The organism is Polaribacter sp. Z022 (assembly GCF_023555495.1).
In the GTDB taxonomy this organism is placed as follows: domain Bacteria; phylum Bacteroidota; class Bacteroidia; order Flavobacteriales; family Flavobacteriaceae; genus Polaribacter.
Window position 1 is genome coordinate 394,695 of the sequence record NZ_JALCZO010000004.1, and the last position, 20,267, is coordinate 414,961.

The 20,267-nt window shown below is 28.2% G+C and carries 22 protein-coding genes; 8 read left to right on the forward strand and 14 right to left on the reverse strand.

Translation table 11 applies throughout. The features are described 5' to 3' along the window. Nucleotides 1-46: 46 nt before the first annotated feature. The 6 genes from MPF13_RS11390 to MPF13_RS11415 form a co-directional block, all read right to left on the reverse strand. Entirely contained in the window at nucleotides 47-412 is a 366-nt protein-coding gene (locus tag MPF13_RS11390; protein WP_249982644.1) for a response regulator, read from the reverse strand. 16 nt (nucleotides 413-428) lie between these two features. Further along, the gene (locus tag MPF13_RS11395) at nucleotides 429-3,116 is read right to left on the reverse strand and encodes a sensor histidine kinase (RefSeq protein ID WP_249982645.1); all 2,688 of its coding nucleotides are present in this window, start codon (nucleotides 3,114-3,116) and stop codon (nucleotides 429-431) included. 277 nt (nucleotides 3,117-3,393) lie between these two features. Continuing rightward, nucleotides 3,394-5,085: a sodium:solute symporter family protein gene (locus MPF13_RS11400; RefSeq protein WP_249982646.1), complete on the reverse strand. Its 1,692-nt coding sequence runs from the start codon at nucleotides 5,083-5,085 to the stop codon at nucleotides 3,394-3,396. A gap of 27 nt (nucleotides 5,086-5,112) precedes the next feature. Further along, nucleotides 5,113-5,373, reverse strand: a complete 261-nt coding sequence (locus tag MPF13_RS11405) for a DUF4212 domain-containing protein (RefSeq protein ID WP_249982647.1) — start codon at nucleotides 5,371-5,373, stop codon at nucleotides 5,113-5,115. 12 nt (nucleotides 5,374-5,385) lie between these two features. Beyond that, nucleotides 5,386-6,606: a hypothetical protein gene (locus MPF13_RS11410; protein WP_249982648.1), complete on the reverse strand. Its 1,221-nt coding sequence runs from the start codon at nucleotides 6,604-6,606 to the stop codon at nucleotides 5,386-5,388. A gap of 109 nt (nucleotides 6,607-6,715) precedes the next feature. Then, a complete protein-coding gene (locus MPF13_RS11415; RefSeq protein WP_249982649.1) occupies nucleotides 6,716-7,135 on the reverse strand; it encodes an IS1/IS1595 family N-terminal zinc-binding domain-containing protein in 420 nt (139 codons plus the stop codon). A 120-nt stretch (nucleotides 7,136-7,255) separates the two neighbouring features. Here MPF13_RS11415 and MPF13_RS11420 point away from each other — a divergent pair, with 120 nt between their 5' ends. Both MPF13_RS11420 and MPF13_RS11425 read left to right on the forward strand, forming a co-directional pair. Continuing rightward, nucleotides 7,256-8,035 carry a sulfite exporter TauE/SafE family protein gene (locus MPF13_RS11420; protein ID WP_249982650.1) on the forward strand — a complete coding sequence of 260 codons (780 nt, stop codon included), beginning with the start codon at nucleotides 7,256-7,258 and terminating at the stop codon, nucleotides 8,033-8,035. Between the two features lie 66 nt (nucleotides 8,036-8,101). Then, complete coding sequence (locus MPF13_RS11425; RefSeq protein ID WP_249982651.1) at nucleotides 8,102-8,899, forward strand: TerC family protein; 798 nt, start codon at nucleotides 8,102-8,104, stop codon at nucleotides 8,897-8,899. 52 nt (nucleotides 8,900-8,951) lie between these two features. On the opposite strand, the gene MPF13_RS11430 is transcribed toward MPF13_RS11425, so the two are convergent. The 6 genes from MPF13_RS11430 to MPF13_RS11455 all read right to left on the reverse strand — a co-directional run bounded on the left by MPF13_RS11430 (nucleotide 8,952) and on the right by MPF13_RS11455 (nucleotide 13,872). Further along, the gene (locus tag MPF13_RS11430; protein ID WP_249982652.1) at nucleotides 8,952-9,431 is read right to left on the reverse strand and encodes a hypothetical protein; all 480 of its coding nucleotides are present in this window, start codon (nucleotides 9,429-9,431) and stop codon (nucleotides 8,952-8,954) included. A 95-nt stretch (nucleotides 9,432-9,526) separates the two neighbouring features. Further along, complete coding sequence (gene fabV, locus MPF13_RS11435) at nucleotides 9,527-10,714, reverse strand: enoyl-ACP reductase FabV (RefSeq protein WP_249982653.1); 1,188 nt, start codon at nucleotides 10,712-10,714, stop codon at nucleotides 9,527-9,529. A gap of 29 nt (nucleotides 10,715-10,743) precedes the next feature. Next, a complete protein-coding gene (locus tag MPF13_RS11440; protein ID WP_249982654.1) occupies nucleotides 10,744-11,196 on the reverse strand; it encodes a hypothetical protein in 453 nt (150 codons plus the stop codon). Between the two features lie 114 nt (nucleotides 11,197-11,310). Next, the gene (locus tag MPF13_RS11445) at nucleotides 11,311-12,258 is read right to left on the reverse strand and encodes a phosphoribosylaminoimidazolesuccinocarboxamide synthase (RefSeq protein WP_249982655.1); all 948 of its coding nucleotides are present in this window, start codon (nucleotides 12,256-12,258) and stop codon (nucleotides 11,311-11,313) included. 43 nt (nucleotides 12,259-12,301) lie between these two features. Then, entirely contained in the window at nucleotides 12,302-12,922 is a 621-nt protein-coding gene (locus MPF13_RS11450) for a hypothetical protein (RefSeq protein WP_249982656.1), read from the reverse strand. Then, complete coding sequence (locus MPF13_RS11455) at nucleotides 12,919-13,872, reverse strand: PhoH family protein (RefSeq protein WP_249982657.1); 954 nt, start codon at nucleotides 13,870-13,872, stop codon at nucleotides 12,919-12,921. The genes MPF13_RS11450 and MPF13_RS11455 overlap by 4 nt, the downstream gene beginning before the upstream one ends. A 128-nt stretch (nucleotides 13,873-14,000) precedes the next feature. Between MPF13_RS11455 and MPF13_RS11460 the strand changes: the two genes are divergently transcribed. Genes MPF13_RS11460 through gldG form a run of 6 tightly spaced genes read left to right on the forward strand, consistent with a single transcriptional unit; the run spans nucleotide 14,001 to nucleotide 18,674 of the window. Further along, complete coding sequence (locus MPF13_RS11460) at nucleotides 14,001-14,861, forward strand: SAM hydrolase/SAM-dependent halogenase family protein (protein ID WP_249982658.1); 861 nt, start codon at nucleotides 14,001-14,003, stop codon at nucleotides 14,859-14,861. Between the two features lie 5 nt (nucleotides 14,862-14,866). Then, entirely contained in the window at nucleotides 14,867-15,163 is a 297-nt protein-coding gene (locus MPF13_RS11465) for a putative quinol monooxygenase (protein WP_249982659.1), read from the forward strand. Between the two features lie 9 nt (nucleotides 15,164-15,172). Then, complete coding sequence (locus MPF13_RS11470) at nucleotides 15,173-15,793, forward strand: hypothetical protein (protein ID WP_249982660.1); 621 nt, start codon at nucleotides 15,173-15,175, stop codon at nucleotides 15,791-15,793. Between the two features lie 3 nt (nucleotides 15,794-15,796). Next, nucleotides 15,797-16,324, forward strand: a complete 528-nt coding sequence (locus MPF13_RS11475; protein ID WP_249982661.1) for a GNAT family N-acetyltransferase — start codon at nucleotides 15,797-15,799, stop codon at nucleotides 16,322-16,324. Further along, entirely contained in the window at nucleotides 16,325-17,041 is a 717-nt protein-coding gene (gene gldF, locus MPF13_RS11480) for a gliding motility-associated ABC transporter permease subunit GldF (RefSeq protein WP_249982662.1), read from the forward strand. Beyond that, nucleotides 17,034-18,674, forward strand: coding sequence for a gliding motility-associated ABC transporter substrate-binding protein GldG (gene gldG, locus MPF13_RS11485; protein ID WP_249982663.1), 1,641 nt, complete (start codon nucleotides 17,034-17,036; stop codon nucleotides 18,672-18,674). Before gldF ends, gldG begins: the two co-directional genes overlap by 8 nt. A 144-nt stretch (nucleotides 18,675-18,818) precedes the next feature. On the opposite strand, the gene MPF13_RS11490 is transcribed toward gldG, so the two are convergent. Together MPF13_RS11490 and MPF13_RS11495 are read right to left on the reverse strand one after the other, a co-directional pair. After that, on the reverse strand, nucleotides 18,819-19,583 hold the full coding sequence (locus MPF13_RS11490) for an NAD(P)H-binding protein (protein ID WP_249982664.1): 765 nt from the start codon (nucleotides 19,581-19,583) through the stop codon (nucleotides 18,819-18,821). Further along, complete coding sequence (locus tag MPF13_RS11495; protein ID WP_249982665.1) at nucleotides 19,570-20,232, reverse strand: MIP/aquaporin family protein; 663 nt, start codon at nucleotides 20,230-20,232, stop codon at nucleotides 19,570-19,572. The genes MPF13_RS11490 and MPF13_RS11495 overlap by 14 nt, the downstream gene beginning before the upstream one ends. Nucleotides 20,233-20,267: the final 35 nt, after the last annotated feature.

Below are 20,267 nucleotides of genomic sequence, written 5' to 3' on the forward strand. Positions count from 1 at the left end.
TTTTTTAAACTTTAATTAAACAAGGTTTGTTTGCACACAAAACTATTTAATTAATTAGTTCAAATATTTCTGAAACTATTTTTTTGATAGAAAACGGTTTGGTTAAATACTTATCTGCACCTAGCTTTAAACCTTTTTCTATATCTGTTGTTTTATTTTTTGCTGTTAAAAAAGCAACCTTAATATTACTTAACTTAGGGTTGTCTTTTATAAATTTTAATGTTTGATATCCGTCTACATTTGGCATCATAATATCTAACAAAATAACATCTGGAATTTGATGTTCTAAAATTTGTAAAGCTTCACTACCATCTCTTGCAATTAACACTTCTAATCCCTTTTTTTTAAAGGTATATTCTAAAGTCATTACAATATTTGGCTCATCATCTACAATTAAAATCTTCTTCTTCATTGTTTTCGTGTACAATTTAGTTAAAAGGTAGTTTAAATCCAAAAATTGTGCCCATTTTATTTGATTTTTCTATCCAAATTGTTCCTTGATGCATTTCTACAATTTGTTTACTAATTGCCAAACCTAAACCACTACCCTCAGGTTTTATAGTGTTCTGATTACTAGACTGATAGAATTTATCAAAAATAAAATCCATATCACTTTTTGGAATACCTATTCCATTATCTTCTACATAAACATAACAATATTTTTTATGTTTTTTAACAGATACTTTTATAAGACCTGTTTTTTTAGGAATAAATTTAATTGCATTAGACAATAAATTAGTTAATACTTGTAAAATTCTATCTTCATCATAATAAAAATTTACAGTCTCTGTAACTGGAATAGAGATTTTTATTTCTTTTCTATTTGCTATTTGCTGTATACCAACAACAGCTTTTTCTATTGTTAAATTAATTGAATTTTTCCCTAAATCTAAATGATTTCTACCCGCAGATAATTTTTCAAAATCTAGAATATTATGAATCAATCTTGACAACCTATCTGAATCTTGTAAAATATTTTTAAGAAATTGAGTTTTAATTTCAGCATCCATTTCTTCATCATCTAAAATTAGTTCTGTTGCTGCTCTAATACCCGTAATTGGGGTTTTTAGTTCGTGTGCAACTGTATCTAAAAACTCATCTTTTTGTAAATCTTTAACTATTAAGTTTTGATTTGCCGTTTTTAACTGATTAGATAATGTTAATAGCTCATGAGATTTTTCTTTTAACAACTTATTATTGGCAATATTCTCTTTAGATTCTTCTAAAATTTTTAAAACCTCAACCAAACTAATTTCTTCCTCTTTAACTACATTATCTATTAATATTTTTGCAGAAGAACTACCAATACTACCTGTAAGCAGTTTTTCTGAAAAATTAATTAACCTTGCATCTGCTAATTGAGTGTCTTGGGGTAATTTGTACTTAGTAAAGAAAATATTTAAAGCTCTTTGAGCTCTTTCTTCTCCTAAAAATTTAATCAGAATATTTTTAATATCGGCAACATAAGCTTCTCCTTTCCATACTAAAGCTCCATCTTGCAAAGTAGAGTAGCTCATACTGTCTACATACATTTCTGCATAATTACGTTCTCTATAATTTCCTTTAAAAATAAGAGAAACTACTAAGTAAACTAGTATGTTTAAAGACAAGCTCCAAAAAAATGCATGAGCTGGTGGAGATAAAAAATCGATACCAAACAATGCATAAGGTTTGGTAAATGACAGGTTAAAAATTCCATTTTCAGTAAAATTAGAAGAACCTGTAAAAGCTTCTATTGTAAAGGGCAAAATTAAAGTATAAGCTGTTATTAAAAACCCAACTATAATACCAATTATTGCAGCTTTAGAAGAACCTCGATTCCAATACAAACCAATAAAAAATGAAGGTGCTAATTGTGCTATAATTACAAATGATATTAATCCGATTGAAAAAAGAGACAATTCAATTGAGAAATTAACATAAAACAAATATGCAAAAATGATTATTAAGAAAATTGAAACCCTTCTAATTCTTAGAATGTATTTTGCATTTTTTTGAGGATGATTTTTTATGAATTTCTCTAAAAATCCGTAAGGAATAATTAAGTTATTACTAATCATAGTAGATAGAGCTAATGTAGAAACAACTACCATAGAAATAACCGCAGAAAAACCTCCAAGAAAAACCAATAAAGCCAAAAACACATTGCCATTTTGCAAAGGCAACAACAAAGTATAATACTCTGCATTCACAGTATTTCCAAAAGTTAACTTACCTGCCCAAGCAATATATATTACAAAAACATTAAATAATAATAAGTACAATGGAAATAACCAAATAGCCTTTTTTAAATGTTTTTCTCTATTATTTTCTAGTACAGAAACTTGAAATTGCCTTGGCAAAAGAAAAATTGCGATGAATGATAACATAATCATAAACATCCAATTGAGTCCACTTTCAAAACCACTTATTGTTGTTAGATTTTTAAAATCTTCTGTAGTTGAAATTTTACTGTAAATATCCTGACTACCATCAAAAAGAATATAGGTTACATAAACACCAATAATTAAGAAGAAAACTAACTTTAAAATTGACTCAAAAGCTACAGAAGTAACAATACCTCTGTGCTTTTCTGATGCATCTGTTTTTTGTGTTCCAAAAAAAGTAGCAAAAATTGCTAATAAACCAGCGATGTAAAAAGTAGAGTCGTCAAAAATATTTGTAGAAACATAACTAGTATCATCTGTCATAATTTCAAAAGTTTCAGAAACTGCTTTTAACTGTAAAGCTATGTAAGGTACAATTCCTAAAAAACAAACAATAGTAACTAAAGCCCCTAAAAAACGATGATTTCCATACCTTAAAGAAATAAAATCTGCAATTGAAGAAATTTTTTGTTGCTTAGATATTTTAATGATTTTTCTTAAAACCAATATCCATAAAGGCGATGCAATAACAGGCCCTAAATAAATAGCAAGAAAACTAATTCCTGAATTTGCTGCTACACCTACACTTCCATAATAGGTCCAAGCTGAACAATAAACCGCTAAAGATAATGTGTAAACATAGGGGTTATTTACCCAAATACTTTTTGACTTCTTTTCTGCTAAAAAAGCAATGTAAAAAAGAATTGACAAATAAGAAATGATAATAAATATCAATAAATAATTACTCATAATGTCTTTTTAAAACAGTGTAAGAAATTAATATTGAAACTAACCAAATAGAAAATATTGAGAAATATAAAGTTGGAATACCCAATATTTGTCCTTCAATATTAAAAATAAATATAAATGGAAGATTAAAAATTAACAACAGCACCAAAGAGAGTACTACTAATTTTTGTTCGTGTCTTTTTTTCATATATACTATAAATATAATAAAAAAAACAGCGCCATTATAAAATGGCACTGCTTTAGTAATAATAAGCTTTACTTTTTCAATAAAACCTTTTTAATGATCAACAGCATCTCCTGCTCCAGATGGTATTCTAATATTCTCAACCAAATCTTGAACATTTTCTGGTGGTGCAGGTGTTAATCTTGAAACTACAGCTGAAATTATAAAATTCACAAACATTGCAATAGTTCCAAATCCTTCTGGTGATATACCAAACCACCATTCACTTGCTGGTGGTTTTTCTCCAAACCAACCTAATTTATATTTAGCCATGTAGAAAAACATTAATCCTAAACCAACTACCATTCCTGCAATAGCACCTTCTTTGTTCATTCGCTTATCAAAGATTCCTAACACAATTGCTGGAAAGAAAGATGCTGCAGCTAAACCAAAAGCTAACGCAACAACAGCGGCGACAAATCCTGGAGGATTTATACCAAAGTAACCTGCTACACATACTGCAACAGCAGCACTTATACGAGCAGCAATTAACTCGCCTTTTTCACTAATTTTAGGGATAAATATTTTCTTTAATAAATCATGAGAAACAGAAGAAGCAATTACTAAAAGTAATCCTGCAGCTGTAGATAATGCAGCAGCTAAACCACCAGCACCTACAAGCGCAATAACCCAATTTGGTAATTTTGCTATTTCTGGATTTGCCAATACCATAATATCTCTATCTATCTTTAATTCGTTTTTATCGGCATCTGCTAAATATTGAATTACACCATCTTTATTTTTGTCTTCAAAATTTAATAGACCCGTTTTTTCCCAGTTACCAAACCACTCTGGCATTTCTTCATATTTCTTATCGCTTACAGTTTCAATTAAATTAACTCTAGCAAAAACTGCTACAGCAGGAACTGTTGTATATAAAATTGCTATAAATAATAATGCCCAACCTGCAGACTTACGAGCATCTCTTACATTTGGAACTGTAAAAAACCTTACAATAACGTGAGGTAAACCTGCTGTTCCTGCCATTAATGCCAATGTTATAGCAAATACATCCATCATAGATTTTCCTCCAGATGTATACTCTGCAAAACCAAGTTCTCTATGAAGACCATCTAACTTATCTAATAAATATATTCCATCTTCTCCAGTACCACCAAAACCAAGTTGTGGTATAGGATTCCCTGTCATTTGAATAGAAATAAATATTGCAGGCACCATAAAAGCAAAAATTAATACACAATATTGTGCTACTTGCGTATACGTAATACCTTTCATACCTCCTAATACAGCATAAAATAATACAATTGCCATACCAATATAAACTCCTGTATTAATATCTACTTCTAAATATCTAGAAAATACAATACCTACTCCACGCATTTGACCAGCTACATAAGTAAAAGAAACTATTAAAGCTGCAATAACAGCTACAATACGTGCAACATTAGAGTAATATCTATCTCCAATAAAATCTGGTACAGTAAACTTTCCAAATTTTCTTAAATAAGGAGCTAGTAATAATGCTAAAAGTACATAACCTCCAGTCCATCCCATTAAATAAACAGATCCATCATATCCTCCAAAAGACACAATTCCTGCTAAAGAGATAAATGATGCAGCAGACATCCAATCTGCAGCTGTAGCCATACCATTAATAATTGGAGGCACTCCTCCACCAGCTACATAAAATTCTTTTGACGATCCTGCTCTAGCCCAAATTGCGATACCAATGTATAATGCAAAAGATATTCCGACTAAAATCCACGTCCATGTTAATATTCCCATAATATTTTAATTATTTTGTTAGTTAGTTTATTCGTCTACTCCGTATTTTTTATCTAGTTTATTCATAAGTTTCATATAAACAAATATGAGAACTACAAACACATAGAGAGATCCTTGTTGAGCAAACCAAAAGCCTAGTTTAAATCCACCCATTTTTATAGTGTTTAACTGTTCTACTAACAGAATACCAAACACATAGGAAACTAAAAACCAAATCGATAGCAGTATTGCTAGATACTTTAGGTTTTCTTTCCAATATTTTTTCATTTGTTCTTTATTATTCGACATAATTTTTTGTTTTTATAGATAGATCATTGCTTGTAATGTTAAAGTACTTGTAGAAGTTACATAATCTTGACTTTTATATTCTAATGTTAATTTTGAATTATGACCACTCATAAATGCATTAATTCCTAATCCTAAAATGTTTCTATTGTCTGAAACTGCATCGTAACTATTGCTACCATAAGATGCATAAGGTTGGTATCTTGTTTTAGTATTGTCTCCTGCAAACACATAACCAACATGAGCGTAAACCATACTACCAGTACCATAAGCACTGTATAAATAGTTTTCTCCATAATCGTTAGATTGAAAAGTTGCATAAGCAGTTATAGCACTTCCATCTTCTCCTAAAGGAGCATCATAAAAAGCATCAACAGCAAAAATTGAAACATCTTGACCAACAAGGTTACCATTTTCCATTAAAGCTGATCCATTAGGATGTAAGAAAAAACCAGCTCCAACATTGAAAACTTTTTTTCCTCCTAAATAAGTACCTACTTTATATGGTAAAAAGTTAGATTCTTGATCTAAAAAATGATAATCAAAATAACCTGCATAAGCTTTTCCTGCATCTTTAGATCCTAATAAGTTTTTACCAGCATAAGCTATTTCTCCATTTGCAGCAGGTACTCTAGCATCTAACCCATTAGTTATTGCATCATTAATTGCAACTCTATATTGAAGCTTACCAAATTTACCTTTCATAAAGATACCAATATGTCTTGCAAACTGATCTGTTAAACCAATTGTAGCCCAAGATTGACGGTTATTATCAAGAGTCATCATATTTAAAGTACTTTGATTATTTAACCTAGAAATACCATTAAAATAATGCAAACCACCACCAATAGAATGATTTTTATCTAAGTTATATTGTGCCCAAGCAGCATGTAAAAATAATTGGGACCCTGTACCTTTACCTGTTGGAGAAAGAGTATTTGAGTTTAAACTATTAAGTCCAAAGTGAGTTACTATTAAAAAATCGTCATTAATTTTAGAGAACATAAGAACTCTTGCTCTTCTTAAATTAAAACTAGTTTTACTTGAAGTTGCAGCTGCATCATTATTATAAGCTGCTTGTACTTGAGCCCAAGAAATTAAACGAAGATATTTTTTACCTTCTTCATCAAATTTAATTTTTAGTCCTCCTTTATAATCTGGAGAACCTTGAGAATACATTACTTGTAAGGAAAGAAAAAATAAACCTAATAGTAATATTCTTGAAGTTTTTTTCATTTTTAAATGTTTTAAGGTTAGTTTAAAAATAGTTTTGTGTGCCCTACTAAATTCTAACTAAATCTTAATACAAAAAAAAACAGTATACTAATTTGGTAATTTTATATATTTATTCTTTAAATCTTTCCCATTTTATAAGCATAAACTTATCTCCTAACTCAGTTACAACCAAACCTGCTCCTGTAAGATTACTGGTGTCTTTAAAATAATTTGACAATTCTACAGCATTTAAAATCTTATAAGTAGAATGGTAATTCCCATTATAAGGTCTTTTTATATTATACTTTTTTACCCAGTTAATTATACTTACATGAGACACCCCTAAAATACGTTCAATTTCACGATAAGAAAGACCTTCTAAATATAATTGTAGTGCTTTATTTACATAGTAATCATCTATCTTTTTACCTAACTTATTTACAGTAAAATAATAAGAACAATCTTTACATTTATAACGCTGTCTATTATTAACAATTCCACTCTTAATATTACGTTCAGAATTACAGTTTGGGCATATATTTATTTTCATGTATATAAAATTAGCATAAATATATCAATTTAGCAAAAATATTTAATTAAAAATCAATGATTTAAGTATAAATCCCTTTAAAACTATGGGAAGAAGTATTAAAAATATACTTTTGCTAATATGAGTTTTTCTTTAATCTTAGAATCTTTAATACTTAATTGGTATATAGTTGTATTGTTTTTTATAATAGCAATACTTTATTCTTCTGTAGGATTTGGTGGTGGCTCTAGCTATTTAGCAATTCTTGCTCTTTCTGGGATAATATTTACACAAATAAGAGCTACAGCATTATTATGTAATATTGTTGTAGTTACCAGCAATGTCTTTTTATTTCATCAACAAAAAAGAATAAATTGGAAAAAAATATTACCCTTAATTTTAGCTAGTATTCCTTTAGCTTATATAGGTGGTTTTTTAAGAATTAGTCAGCAATTGTTTTTTATACTGTTAGGTTTTACGTTATTATTTGCTGCAATTACCATGTGGATTTCTAAAAGAATAACCCCAACTAAAGAAAATATATTCAAAAACAATACTTTAAAGAATGTTGGATTTGGTGGTTTTATAGGGTTTGTTTCTGGAATGATTGGTATTGGTGGTGGTATCTTTTTAGCACCTCTGCTTCATCTTACAAATTGGGACACACCTAAAAAAATAGCGGCTACTGCAAGTTTATTTATTTTAGTAAACTCTACTGCTGGTTTGTTAGGACAATATTCTAACCCCGAATTTGTAATCGATTGGAATTTAACTACAATTTTATTAATAACAGTTTTTATTGGTGGTCAAATAGGTAATAGATTAAGTAACAATTATTTTACTCCTATTCAATTAAAAAAGGCAACCGCTATTTTAATTGCCTTTGTAAGTTTAAGAATTTTATGGAAGTATTTATTTTAAAAAGTTGATATTCATTTAATTTCTTTAATATATTTGAAACTTCATTTAAAAATTAAATAAAAAAACATGCTAGAAGTAATTTTTACATTAATAATGCTTGTCTTATTACAAGCTGTTCTTGGGTTTGACAACCTATTATACATTTCTTTAGAATCTAAAAAAGCGCCAGAAGCTGATCAAAAAAAAGTTAGAAAAAATGGAATTCTTATTGCTATTGTATTAAGAATTGTTTTGTTATTCTTATTGGTATCTATCATTGATTATTTTCAAGAACCATTTTCTTTTTTATCTGGAGGTATAAAAGATGTAGTAAAATTTGCTTTTAATGGACACAGTATTATTGTATTAGTAGGTGGTGGATTTATCATTTACACAGCAATTAAAGAAATTTGGCATATGATTGGTACTAAAGATTTAGAAAATGATGTAGAAGGAGATTCTAAAAGATCTAAATCTTCTAATGCAGTAATTACTAGTATTGTTTTAATGAATTTGGTTTTTTCTTTCGATTCTATTTTAGCTGCAATTGGTTTAACGAGCGAAATAGAAAACCCAACAACTGCTTTTATTGTAATGGCTATTGCAATTGTTATAAGTGGTTTACTAATGTTGTTTTTAGCTGATAGAATTTCTACTTTTTTAGCAAAAAACAGAATGTATGAGGTATTAGGTCTTTTTATTCTTTTTATAGTAGGAATTATGTTAGTTACTGAAGGTGGACACCTTGCACATATAAAACTATTTGGAGAAGAAATTGTACCAATGAGTAAAACAACTTTCTATTTTGTGTTGGCAATTTTAGTTATTGTTGATGTTGTTCAAGGAAAATATCAAAAGAAATTATTAGCTGAACAAAAAAAATAACATCTAAAAAAAGACAAATAAAAAGGGTTTCAATTATGTTGAAACCCTTTTTTTATTGATCTAATAAATCATCTAATTCTAGTTGATAATCATATTGTAAATCTTCATGCAATTTATCAATTGCTTTTTTTATCAATTTAACTTGACTATCAAAAACATTTTGCAAACGCGCACTTCTTTTAATTGATGGTCTAAATGCTTTTAACTTTTTACAATAATACAACAGTAACTCTGCTTCTGTTTCTTTCTTTTTAGAGTAACGAATGTATTTTTTAGTCAACGTTAAAATTTTACGCATACTCTTTCTTATATAAAAAAAACTTTTGGTATTTATCTCTGTAAAAAGCTCATCCATTTGGTCTTTAACAGACTGAATGTAAGATTCTTCATCATGAGACTCAAACAACAAATAGGTTAATAATTCTTTATTCTCTTTCTTAAATCTTGCTAGATGTAAACACAATTCTTTTAAATCATTTGCAGACTTATGAGAAAGTTCGTCTTTTAATTGTTTTACGGTTACTGCCTTCATCAAATTATTTTTTTTACAAGATAAAAAAAGAAAACCTCACATAAATTAATTTGTGAGGTTTATATTTAAATATCCGCTAAAGCGTAATTATTTTCTTATTGAATACTAGGTATTGTTACAACTTCGTTAACATCTGCTTCATAATCTACACCAGGAACTTTAAATCCGAATAAATTATAAAAATCATTACTATAACCTTCTAAATCTCCTATTTCAGATAAATTTTCAGTTGATGCAGTTTCCCAAAGCTTAGTAACTTCAGCTTGCACATCTTCTCTCATTTCCCAATCATCAATTCTTATTCTTCCTTTATCATCTAAGTCTAAAGAACCACCAAATAAACGCTCACTATATAAACGTTGAATTTGCTCTATACAACCTTCATGAATTCCTTTGGCTTTCATTATTTTATATAATAAAGAAATGTATAAAGGAATTACAGGAATAGCAGAACTAGCTTGTGTAACTAAAGCTTTATTAACAGAAACATAAGCTTCTCCACCAATAGCTTTTAAATCGTCTGAAATTGTAAACGCAGTAGCTTCTAAATGATCTTTAGCAGCACCAATTGTTCCATTTCTATAAACTGGTTTTGTAACTTCTGGCCCTATATAAGAATAAGCCACTGTTTTAACACCTTCAGATAAAACGTTAGCTTCATTTAAAGCGTCCATCCACATTTTCCAATCTTCACCACCCATTACAGTTACAGTGTTTGCAACATCATCTCCTTCTGCAGGTTTTATAGAAATATCTGTAACCTTACCTGTATGAAAATCTACTGTTTTATTAGAAAAATCTCCACCAATTGGTTTTAATACAGATTTGTATCTTTTTCCTGTTTCTGGATGTGTTCTTACAGGTGAAGCTAAACTATAAATTACTAAATCTACCTGACCTAAATCATCTTTAATTAAGTTAATTACTTGTTCTTTAACTTCGTTAGAAAAAGCATCACCATTAATACTTTTTGCATATAAACCTGCTGCATTTGCATGTTTTTCAAAAGCTGCAGTATTGTAAAACCCAGGAGAACCTGGTCTTCCTTCTGATGCTGGTTTATCAAAGAATACTCCAATTGTAGCTGCATCTGAACCAAATGCACTAGAAATTCTTGAAGCCAATCCAAAACCTGTAGAAGAACCAATAACTAACACTTTTTTTGCGCCATTAATTGCTCCTTTAGATTTTACATATTCTATTTGATCTATCACGTTTTGCTCACAACCTGTTGGATGTGAAGTTAAACAGATAAATCCTCTTGTTCTTGGTTCTATAATCATTATAATTAGTTTTTGTTAATTTAAATTAACTACTTATTTAAAGTTTTATTTTTAATTATTTCAAATCCAAAAAAACCTATTTGAGATTCTATTGTTATCGATTTAAAGCTATCCATCTCTTTTAAGTAGCTATGGCTGTATTGTATGTTTTTTTCTTTTTTATTAAATTCTATTATAAAAACTGGTTTTCTTTCACTTCTATGATATTTTCTACCTCTAACTGAATACCTATCAATTATTTTATATTCTTTTTTAGTTTTAGTATGATCGGGTAAAAAAAAGTTTATTGACAAAAATAATAACCCAATTAATCCGCCTAAAAATAATGCATTTTGTAAAAATGATAAAATATAACTTAAATACCCCTCTAATTTATAGGTAAAAACATATCTCTTATAATCATAAAAAAAACCAATTAAACCTGAGACTAAAATTACACCTAAAATTATTGTAAAATCAATACTTGTTTTGGTAAAAAGCAAATATTGAAGAAAAAGAAATATAAAACCAATAAAAAATAAAAGTTTATATATTCTTTTATTTTTCTTTCTTATTTTTTTTATTCTTTTTTTCTCAGCTTTTTTAGAAACCATTAATTATTGATTCAAAAAAGAATTTACATTCATTTCAATTCTATTTAAAACATTATCAGTAGCTGCTTTTACAAAAGTTTCTCCTGTAATTTGTTCATATAACTCTATATATCTGTTAGAAATTTCGATGATTTTTTCATCAGACATTTCTGGTATTTGTTGTCCGTCTTTACCTTGAAAACCGTTTTCTATCAACCATTGACGTACAAACTCTTTAGATAATTGTTTTTGAGCTTCTCCTTTATCTTGTCTTTCTTGATATCCATCAGCATAAAAATAACGAGAAGAATCTGGTGTATGAATTTCATCAATTAAAACAATTTTACCTTCTTTTGTTTTACCAAACTCATATTTAGTATCAACTAAAATCAAACCTCTTTTTGCAGCAATTTCAGTACCTCTTTCAAATAGAGCTCTTGTATACTTTTCTAAAACAATATAATCTTCTTCAGAAACAATTCCTTTTGCTAATATATCTTCTCTAGAAATATCTTCATCATGCTCTCCATTATCTGCTTTTGTAGATGGTGTAATTATAGGTGAAGGAAATTTATCATTTTCTTTCAATCCTTCTGCCATTTCAACCCCACATAAAACTCTTTTACCTGCTTTATATTCACGAGCTGCATGTCCAGAAACATAACCTCTAATAACCATTTCTACTTTAAAAGGATCACATAAATGACCAACTGCTACATTTTCATCTGGATTTGCAATTAACCAATTAGGAACAATATCTGCAGTGTCATTCATCATTTTTGTTGCAATCTGATTTAAAATTTGACCTTTAAATGGAATTTGACGTGGCAAAATTACATCGAATGCAGATAGTCTATCTGTTGCAATCATTACTAAAAGTTCATCATCTATATTATAAACTTCTCTTACTTTACCTTTATAAACAGACTTTTGTTTTGGAAACTGTAAGTTTGTATCGTTAATTGTATTCATTATTTGTTATGTTGTTGTGGCTGCAAAAATAAACTTTCCTAATTTATTTCTTTTTGTTTTTTAAAACTTTTATTTGTTTTAAATTATCTGCTATTGGAGTTGCAGTAATTACTTGTTCTCCAGGGATAAAATAGAAGAAATACGCTGAATTTTGGCCAACTTTTCTTACATTTAATTTAGTATTGTCTTTAAATACAAGCGTGTAATTTGGTATTATTTCTTTGTTAGCATATTTACTCTTTGTACCTAGTGCCATACCTGTTCTCATAGAAACAAATAGTAGAAAAAAGATAAACATCATTCCTGGAATAATACTTTCTTTCTTTTTTAATATAGCATATTTCTTATCCCATTTTTCGATATTATAAATTTTTTGATACCATTTTTTAACTCTTAAATAGGCATAAAATTTAAACATCCATTTTGTAAAATATAAATACATTAACCAAAACATAATTCCTAAAAACAACGAAAGCTTCCAATTATTAGTTAATAAACTAATAGGAGAAATTAATGCATCTAATATAGTTGTGTAATTTAAATAGGAAACTCCAAAAATTCCGTAGAAAATTGCATCACTTACAATTCCTAAAATAATAAGATACAAATACCCGATATAAAAATAATCTTGTAGTCCTAATTTGCTTTCGTCTATTTTTATCATTCTGTTTCTATACTTTTATAAGCAGTAATTATTTTCTTTACTAATTTGTGTCTTACAACATCTTTATCATCTAAAAATACTTGAGCAATTCCATCAATATCTTTTAAAGCCAATAAAGACTCTTTTAAACCAGAAACTTGTTTTCTTGGTAAATCTATTTGACCTGGATCTCCAGTAATTATAAATTTAGCACTTTTACCCATTCTTGTTAAAAACATTTTCATTTGATTATGAGTAGTGTTTTGGGCTTCATCTAAAATTACAAATGCACTATCTAAAGTTCTACCCCTCATAAACGCCAAAGGTGCAATTTGAATTACTCCTTTTTCTAAATGAGATTCTAACCTTTCATGTGGTATCATATCTCTTAAAGCATCATACAAAGGTTGCATATATGGGTCTAACTTTTCTTTTAAATCTCCAGGAAGAAATCCTAAATTTTCTCCAGATTCTACTGCAGGTCTTGTTAAAATAATTCTTCTAACTTCTTTTTCTTTCAATGCTTTTACAGCTAAAGCAACTGCTGTATAAGTTTTTCCTGTTCCTGCAGGACCAACAGCAAATAACATATCGTTTTTTGCCATTAAAGAAACCATTTTACGTTGGTTTTGAGTTTGTGCTTTTATAAGCCTACCATTAACTCCATGAACCAAAACTTCTTTTGCATTTTTTGCAGCTGTAGTTTTTTCTTCATTTCCATTAGATGTTAATATTCTTTCAATACTATTCTCATCTAACTTATTGTACTTATTAAAATATTTAATTAAGCGTTCTAAACGGATTTCAAACTCATCTAAAATATCTGATTCTCCATATATTTTAAGTTTAGATCCTCTTGCTACAATTTTAATTTTTGGAAAATATCTTTTTAATTGTTCTATTGTACTATTATGTGCTCCAAAAAAATCTTTTGGATTGATTTCTGTAAGCTCTATAATGCGTTCGTTCAAATGATTAATTTTTATTAGTTATTTACAATTTTATTTCAACTAAAAATAGCGAATAAATTTTCTAAAATGATTAGATTTGCGTAAAATAGTTAACAACTTTTACACAATTAATTAACAGCAATAATTTAATGTCTCTAATTACATTAACAACCGATTTTGGAACAAAAGACCACTTTGTAGGTGCTGTTAAAGGAGCTATTTACTCTGAACTACCTGATGCTAAAATTGTAGATATTACTCATGAAATATCTCCTTTTAACATTACAGAAACTGCTTATATTTTAAAAAACTCGTACAAAAGTTTTCCAGATAAAACCATACATATAGTTGGTGTAGATTCTGAATTAAGTGCAGACAACAAGCATATTGTTTTAGAATTAGACAATCATTTTTTTGTTTGTCCAGATAATGGAATCATTTCTATGATAGCTTCAGAAATTAAACCTACTAAAATTTTTGAAATTAATATTCATGATAGAATTGAAAGTAGTTTCCCTGTTTTAGATGTTTTTGTACAAGTGGCTTGTTTTATTGCTAGAGGTGGTAATTTTACTGTTATAGGCAAAGAAATTCAAACCTATAAAAAGATGATCGAAATTCAGCCTAAAGTTAATCAAGCACAAAACCAAATAGTTGGAGGCATTGTTTATATAGATAATTATGGAAATGTAATTAGTAATATAAGCAAGAAAATGTTTCAAGAAATTGGAAAAGGGCGTCGTTTTAAAGCAAATGCAAGACGTTATTCTTTTTCTAAAATATTTAGCAAATACAATGAGGTTGCTGGTGATAGTGCTCATGACAGTATACAATATGATGGTAGCAAACTTGCGCTTTTTAATTCTGCAGGGTATTTAGAAATAGCAATTTACAGAAGCAATTTAGATACTGTTGGTGGTGCTTCTACACTTTTAGGTTTAAGCTATAGAGACTCTATAACTATAGATTTTATAAACGATTCTCAACCAGACTTTACACCAATCTCTTAAGAAATATGTTTGTTAGAATTGTAAAAATGAGTTTTCATAAAGAACACATTTCAGCATTTTTGTCGATGTTTGAAGAAAAAAAAGCATTTATAAAAGCTTCTAAAGGATGTAGTTTGTTAGAATTATATCAAGATAAAAATAATCCAGAAATATTTTTTACTTATTCTTATTGGGAAAAAGAAGAAGATTTAGAAAACTACAGAAACTCTGATTTATTTAAAAATGTTTGGGCAAAAACCAAAGTGTTTTTTAATGACAGACCTTTAGCTTGGAGCGTAGATAAAAAAATTACCCTTATTTAAAATTCGTTTATGAAAAAAATTACATTATTAATTATTATTCTTTTTACAATTACAATTAGCGCCCAAACTGAAAAAGGAAAAGTTTTTGTTGGTGCAAACAGTAATTTTAGTTTTAATTCGTCTAAGTATACAACAACTAGTACAAGTTCTAACTATTCTAGTACCTACACAAGTGACCCTACAAACAGTTTTAGTTTTAGCCCACAAGTTGGTTATTTTATATCTGATAATTTTGTTTTGGGTTTAAATTTTAGACTTTCTTCTACAAAAGTAAAAGGAAATGAAAGTAATGGTTTTTACACTATTTCTCCTTTCGCAAAATATTATCTTTTAGAAGGCAACTTAAAACCATTTTTAAATGCAAGTTTAGGTTTAGGTTCTTTTTTTAATAGTTATCAAAACTATATTGTAGATCCAAATACTTCTTATTATGAAAAAGTTTCTACAAAAATAAATTCAGCTAGAATAGGTGGAGGTTTAGCTTACTTTTTAAATGATATTATTGCTTTTGAGTTTAATCTTGATTATTTTAATGAAACCTACAAATCTGACAATAATCAAAATAGCAATACAACTAAACAAACTCATTCTGGAATTCAGTCAACAATTGGAATAGCTCTTTTTTTATAACCTATGAACTTCTCTCCTTTTCCCATATTAGAAACTAAAAGGTTAATTTTAAGACAATTAAATCTTAATGATACAAAAGCTATTTTTGGTTTAAGAACCAACAAAGAAGTAAACCAATTTATTACAAGAAACACTCCTAAAAATCTTGCAGAAGCAAGAGCTTTTATAGATATGATTTCTAATTTAGTTGCAAATAATAATGGTATTTTTTGGGTAATTGAATCTAAACAAAACAACCTTGTACTTGGTACAATTGGTTTAAGACATTTTGGAGTTGATGAAAATTATGCTGAAGTTGGGTATGAATTGCATCCAGATTTTCAAGAAAGAGGCTTTATGAGTGAAGCTTTACAAGAAGTATTAAATTTTGGTTTTGATAAATTAAACTTAAAAACTATAGAAGCTTTTACTCACAAAAATAATATTGCTTCAATTGCGTTGTTAGAGAAACATAGTTTTGTTTTTCAACCAGAAAGAAGAGAAGAAGGATTTGAAAATAATAGAATTTTTAAACTTGAAATTAAAAATTAAATGCTAGCAATACTAAAAAAAGAATTCAACTCGTTTTTTGCAAGCCCAATAGCCTATTTGGTTATTGCTGTCTTTTTGCTAATTAACGGTTTATTTCTCTGGATTTTTAAAGATGATTTTAACATCTTAAATGCTGGATTTGCAGATTTAAATCCGTTTTTCTTTTTAGCTCCTTGGGTGTTTTTATTTTTGATTCCTGCTATTACAATGAAATCTTTTGCAGACGAATTTAATAACGGAACCATAGAACTTTTAAAAACAAAACCAATTACAGATTGGCAAATTGTTTTAGGTAAATTTTGGGCCTCACTTTTATTAGTAATTGTTGCTTTAATTCCTACTTTAACTTATGTTTATACAGTTTATAGCTTAGGAAATCCTGAAGGAAATTTAGATTTTGGAAGCACAATTGGTTCTTATATTGGTTTGCTTTTTTTAGCATCAACTTATACAGCAGTAGGTTTATTTACCTCTACTTTATCTAAAAATCAAATTGTTGCTTTTATTTTAGGAGTTTTTATAACATTCTTTTTATACTATGGTTTTGATGCCATTTCTAACTCTTTAGGAAATGACTTAATCATCAAAAAAATAGGGATTAACGAGCATTTTAAAAGTATATCTAGAGGTGTAATTGACACAAGAGATATAGTTTATTTTTTAAGTGTTACTTTATTCTTTTTATTCATCACAAAAATGCGTTTAGACAATGAGTAAAAAAATAAAAAACATAGCAATTTCACTTATTTTATTGATTGTTTTAAACTTTATCAATCAATATTTTTACAAACGTTTTGATTTAACTGCAGACAAACGTTACACACTTTCTGAAACCACAAAAAACATTGTTTCTAACATTGACAAAAATCTTTTTATATCTGTTTATTTAGAAGGAGATTTTCCATCAGAATTTAAAAGATTACAAGCAGAAACAAGACAGTATTTAGAAGAATTAGCTGCAGAAAACTCAAACATTAAAATTAATTTTGAAACTCCAGATAATCAAAGAGAAGACTTGATTAAAAGAGGAATGTTACCAAGTCAGTTAACAGTTGAAGAAGAAGGAAAACTATCTGAAGCAATTATTTTTCCTTGGGCAGAAATAACTTATGGTAATAAATTAGCAAACGTACCTTTATTACCAAATGCTATTGTTTCATCTCAAGATGAACAGTTACAAAAAGCTATAGAAAATTTAGAATATAGTTTTTCTAATGCCATAAATTCTATCACTCAAAAAAAGAAAAAAAGTGTTGCAGTTATAACAGGAAATGGCGAATTGCAAGACATTTATCAGTTTAGTTTTTTAAGTGAAATTGCTAAAAAATATCATTTAGCAAAATTTACTTTAGACTCTGTAGCTACAAATCCGCAAGAAACGTTACAAGGTTTAACTACTTTAGATTTGGCTATTATTGCTAAACCAACACAAAAATTTACTGCCAAAGAAAAATTTACTTTAGACCAATATATTGCAAATGGAGGTAAAACTTTATGGATGTTAGACAATGTACAAGCAGACCAAGATAGTTTGTTTAATAATGGTAAAATGTTGGCTTATCCTAGAGATTTAAATTTAACAGATTTGTTGTTTTCTTACGGAGTTAGAATAAACACAACTTTAATAAAAGACTTGTATTCTGCTCAAATACCTTTAGCTACTGGTAATGTTGGCAATCAAACTCAGTTTAAAAATTTAGAATGGTTTTTTCACCCTTTAGTTGGCGGAAATCCAAATCATGCAATTACAAAAAATGTTTCTCCAGTTCGTTTGCAATTTGCAAATCAGATAGACACTTTAAAAAACAACATTAAAAAAACTCCTTTATTAGTAAGTTCTTTATTAACCCAAAAAGTAGGAACTCCTAATTTTATTGAATTACAATCTATTGCTAACGAAGTTTTAGAAAAAGATTATAATAGTGGAAATCAATTATTTGCTGTTTTGTTAGAAGGCGATTTTAATTCTGCATATAAAAACAGAGTAAAACCATTTAAATCTAACTTATATAAAGAAAATAGTATAGACAATAAAATGATAATTATTTCTGATGGTGATATTGGAAAAAATCAAATTTTAAAAGGAGAGCCATTTGATTTAAACAGAGATAAATGGACCAATCAACAGTTTGGAAATAAAGATTTTCTTATAAATTCTGTAGATTATTTATTAGATGATGTTGGCTTAATACAATTAAGAAACAAATCACTAAAAATTAGAATGTTAGATAAACAAAAAGCATTTAAAGAACGTACTTTTTGGCAGTTTATTAATGTTGCTTTACCTCTAATTATTTTATTCGTTTTTGGTTTTATTTTTAATTATTTGAGAAAAAGGAGATATTCTTAAATATTGAAAGTTTTCAGTTGCAGTAAGTAAAAATTAAAGTTCTCGATACAATTTTCTCATAAAATCGAAAATCACTCGAACTGACAGACTCTTCAACTTTTAGTCTTTATTGCTCTATACCTCAGAACCTTTACAATTTTATAACTAACCAATACTCAACAAATCATCATGAATAAAAGTATAACCTAATATTTCTTGTACTTTTTTAGAGCTAATTATTTTCCACTGATAAACCTCATTATTTTCAAACTCTGACATTTCAAAACCATTACTTAATTTCGCTAAAGTGTAAAATTCTCTTCTTGTTGGATGATGATTAGAGCATGCGTTAAAAGTTTGATTCCAACAATTTTGATCTATAATTTCATGAAGAATTTCAATACAATCTTCTTTATGAATCATGTTTACAAATCCTTTTGGTTGTGGAATTTTTCTTCCGTTTTTAAACCAATTACAAGGTTGTCTTTCATCTCCAAACAAACCTGCAAAACGAACTATAGTCGTTTCAAAAAAAGTATTTTCTCTAAATAAATTTTCAATTTCAGTTAAAGGCGTATTTAAAACCTCATCTTCTTCAGTCATAACTTTATTAACTCTACCATAAACTGATGTAGAACTAATAAATATTACTTTTTGAATTGAAGAGTTTTCAATTTGAGATATTAAGTTTTCAAAACCATCAACATCTTTAGAGGTAATTGCAATAATTAAAATATCAGAATTTAAAAAAGAATCAAACTCTTCAAACTCAGAAATATCAACAATATAAGGTTCAATTCCATTATCTTCTAAAAGCTCTAACTTTTCTTCAGAAGTTGTAGAACCTTTTACTTTAAAACCTTCATTTAACAACGAAACTGCTAATGGTTTTCCTAACCATCCACAACCTAAAACACTAACATCCTTCATTACAACAATTATCGTCTTTTACTAATTTACAAGAAGAAACTGCTAATAAAGCTCCTAATATTGGTGCTAAAATGTACAACCACAATCCTTCAATATTACCAGAAACAATATTGGGTGCTAAAGAACGAGCAGGATTCATTGATGCATTGGTAATTGGACCTGCAAAAAGAGCTTCTAACAATACTACACCACCAATTGCTATACCTGCAATAACACCTATTTCTTTACTACCTGTAGAAACGTTTATAATTACAACCATTAAGAAAAAGGTTAAAAGTAATTCTAAAACAAAAGCACGCCAAACATCTACTTTTGGTATTGTAGAACCTAAAAATTCACTTTCAGGAAAAAGAAACCACATTACTAAACTTGCAGCAAATGCTCCCAAAACTTGAGCAATAATATACTTAGGTACTTCTTTCCAAACAAACTTTTTTGCATAGGCAAAAGCTATGGTAACTGCAGGATTAAAATGCGCTCCAGAAATGTCTCCAAAAGCATAAATCATTGCCATAACAATTAATCCCCAAGTTATTCCAATACCAACATGTGTAACATCTCCACCTGTAACTTCATTAATTGTCATGGCTCCTGTACCACAAAAAATTAGTGAAAAAGTTCCAATAAATTCAGATATATATTTCTTCATCTTTTTATATAATAGCCACAAAGATACAAACCCTT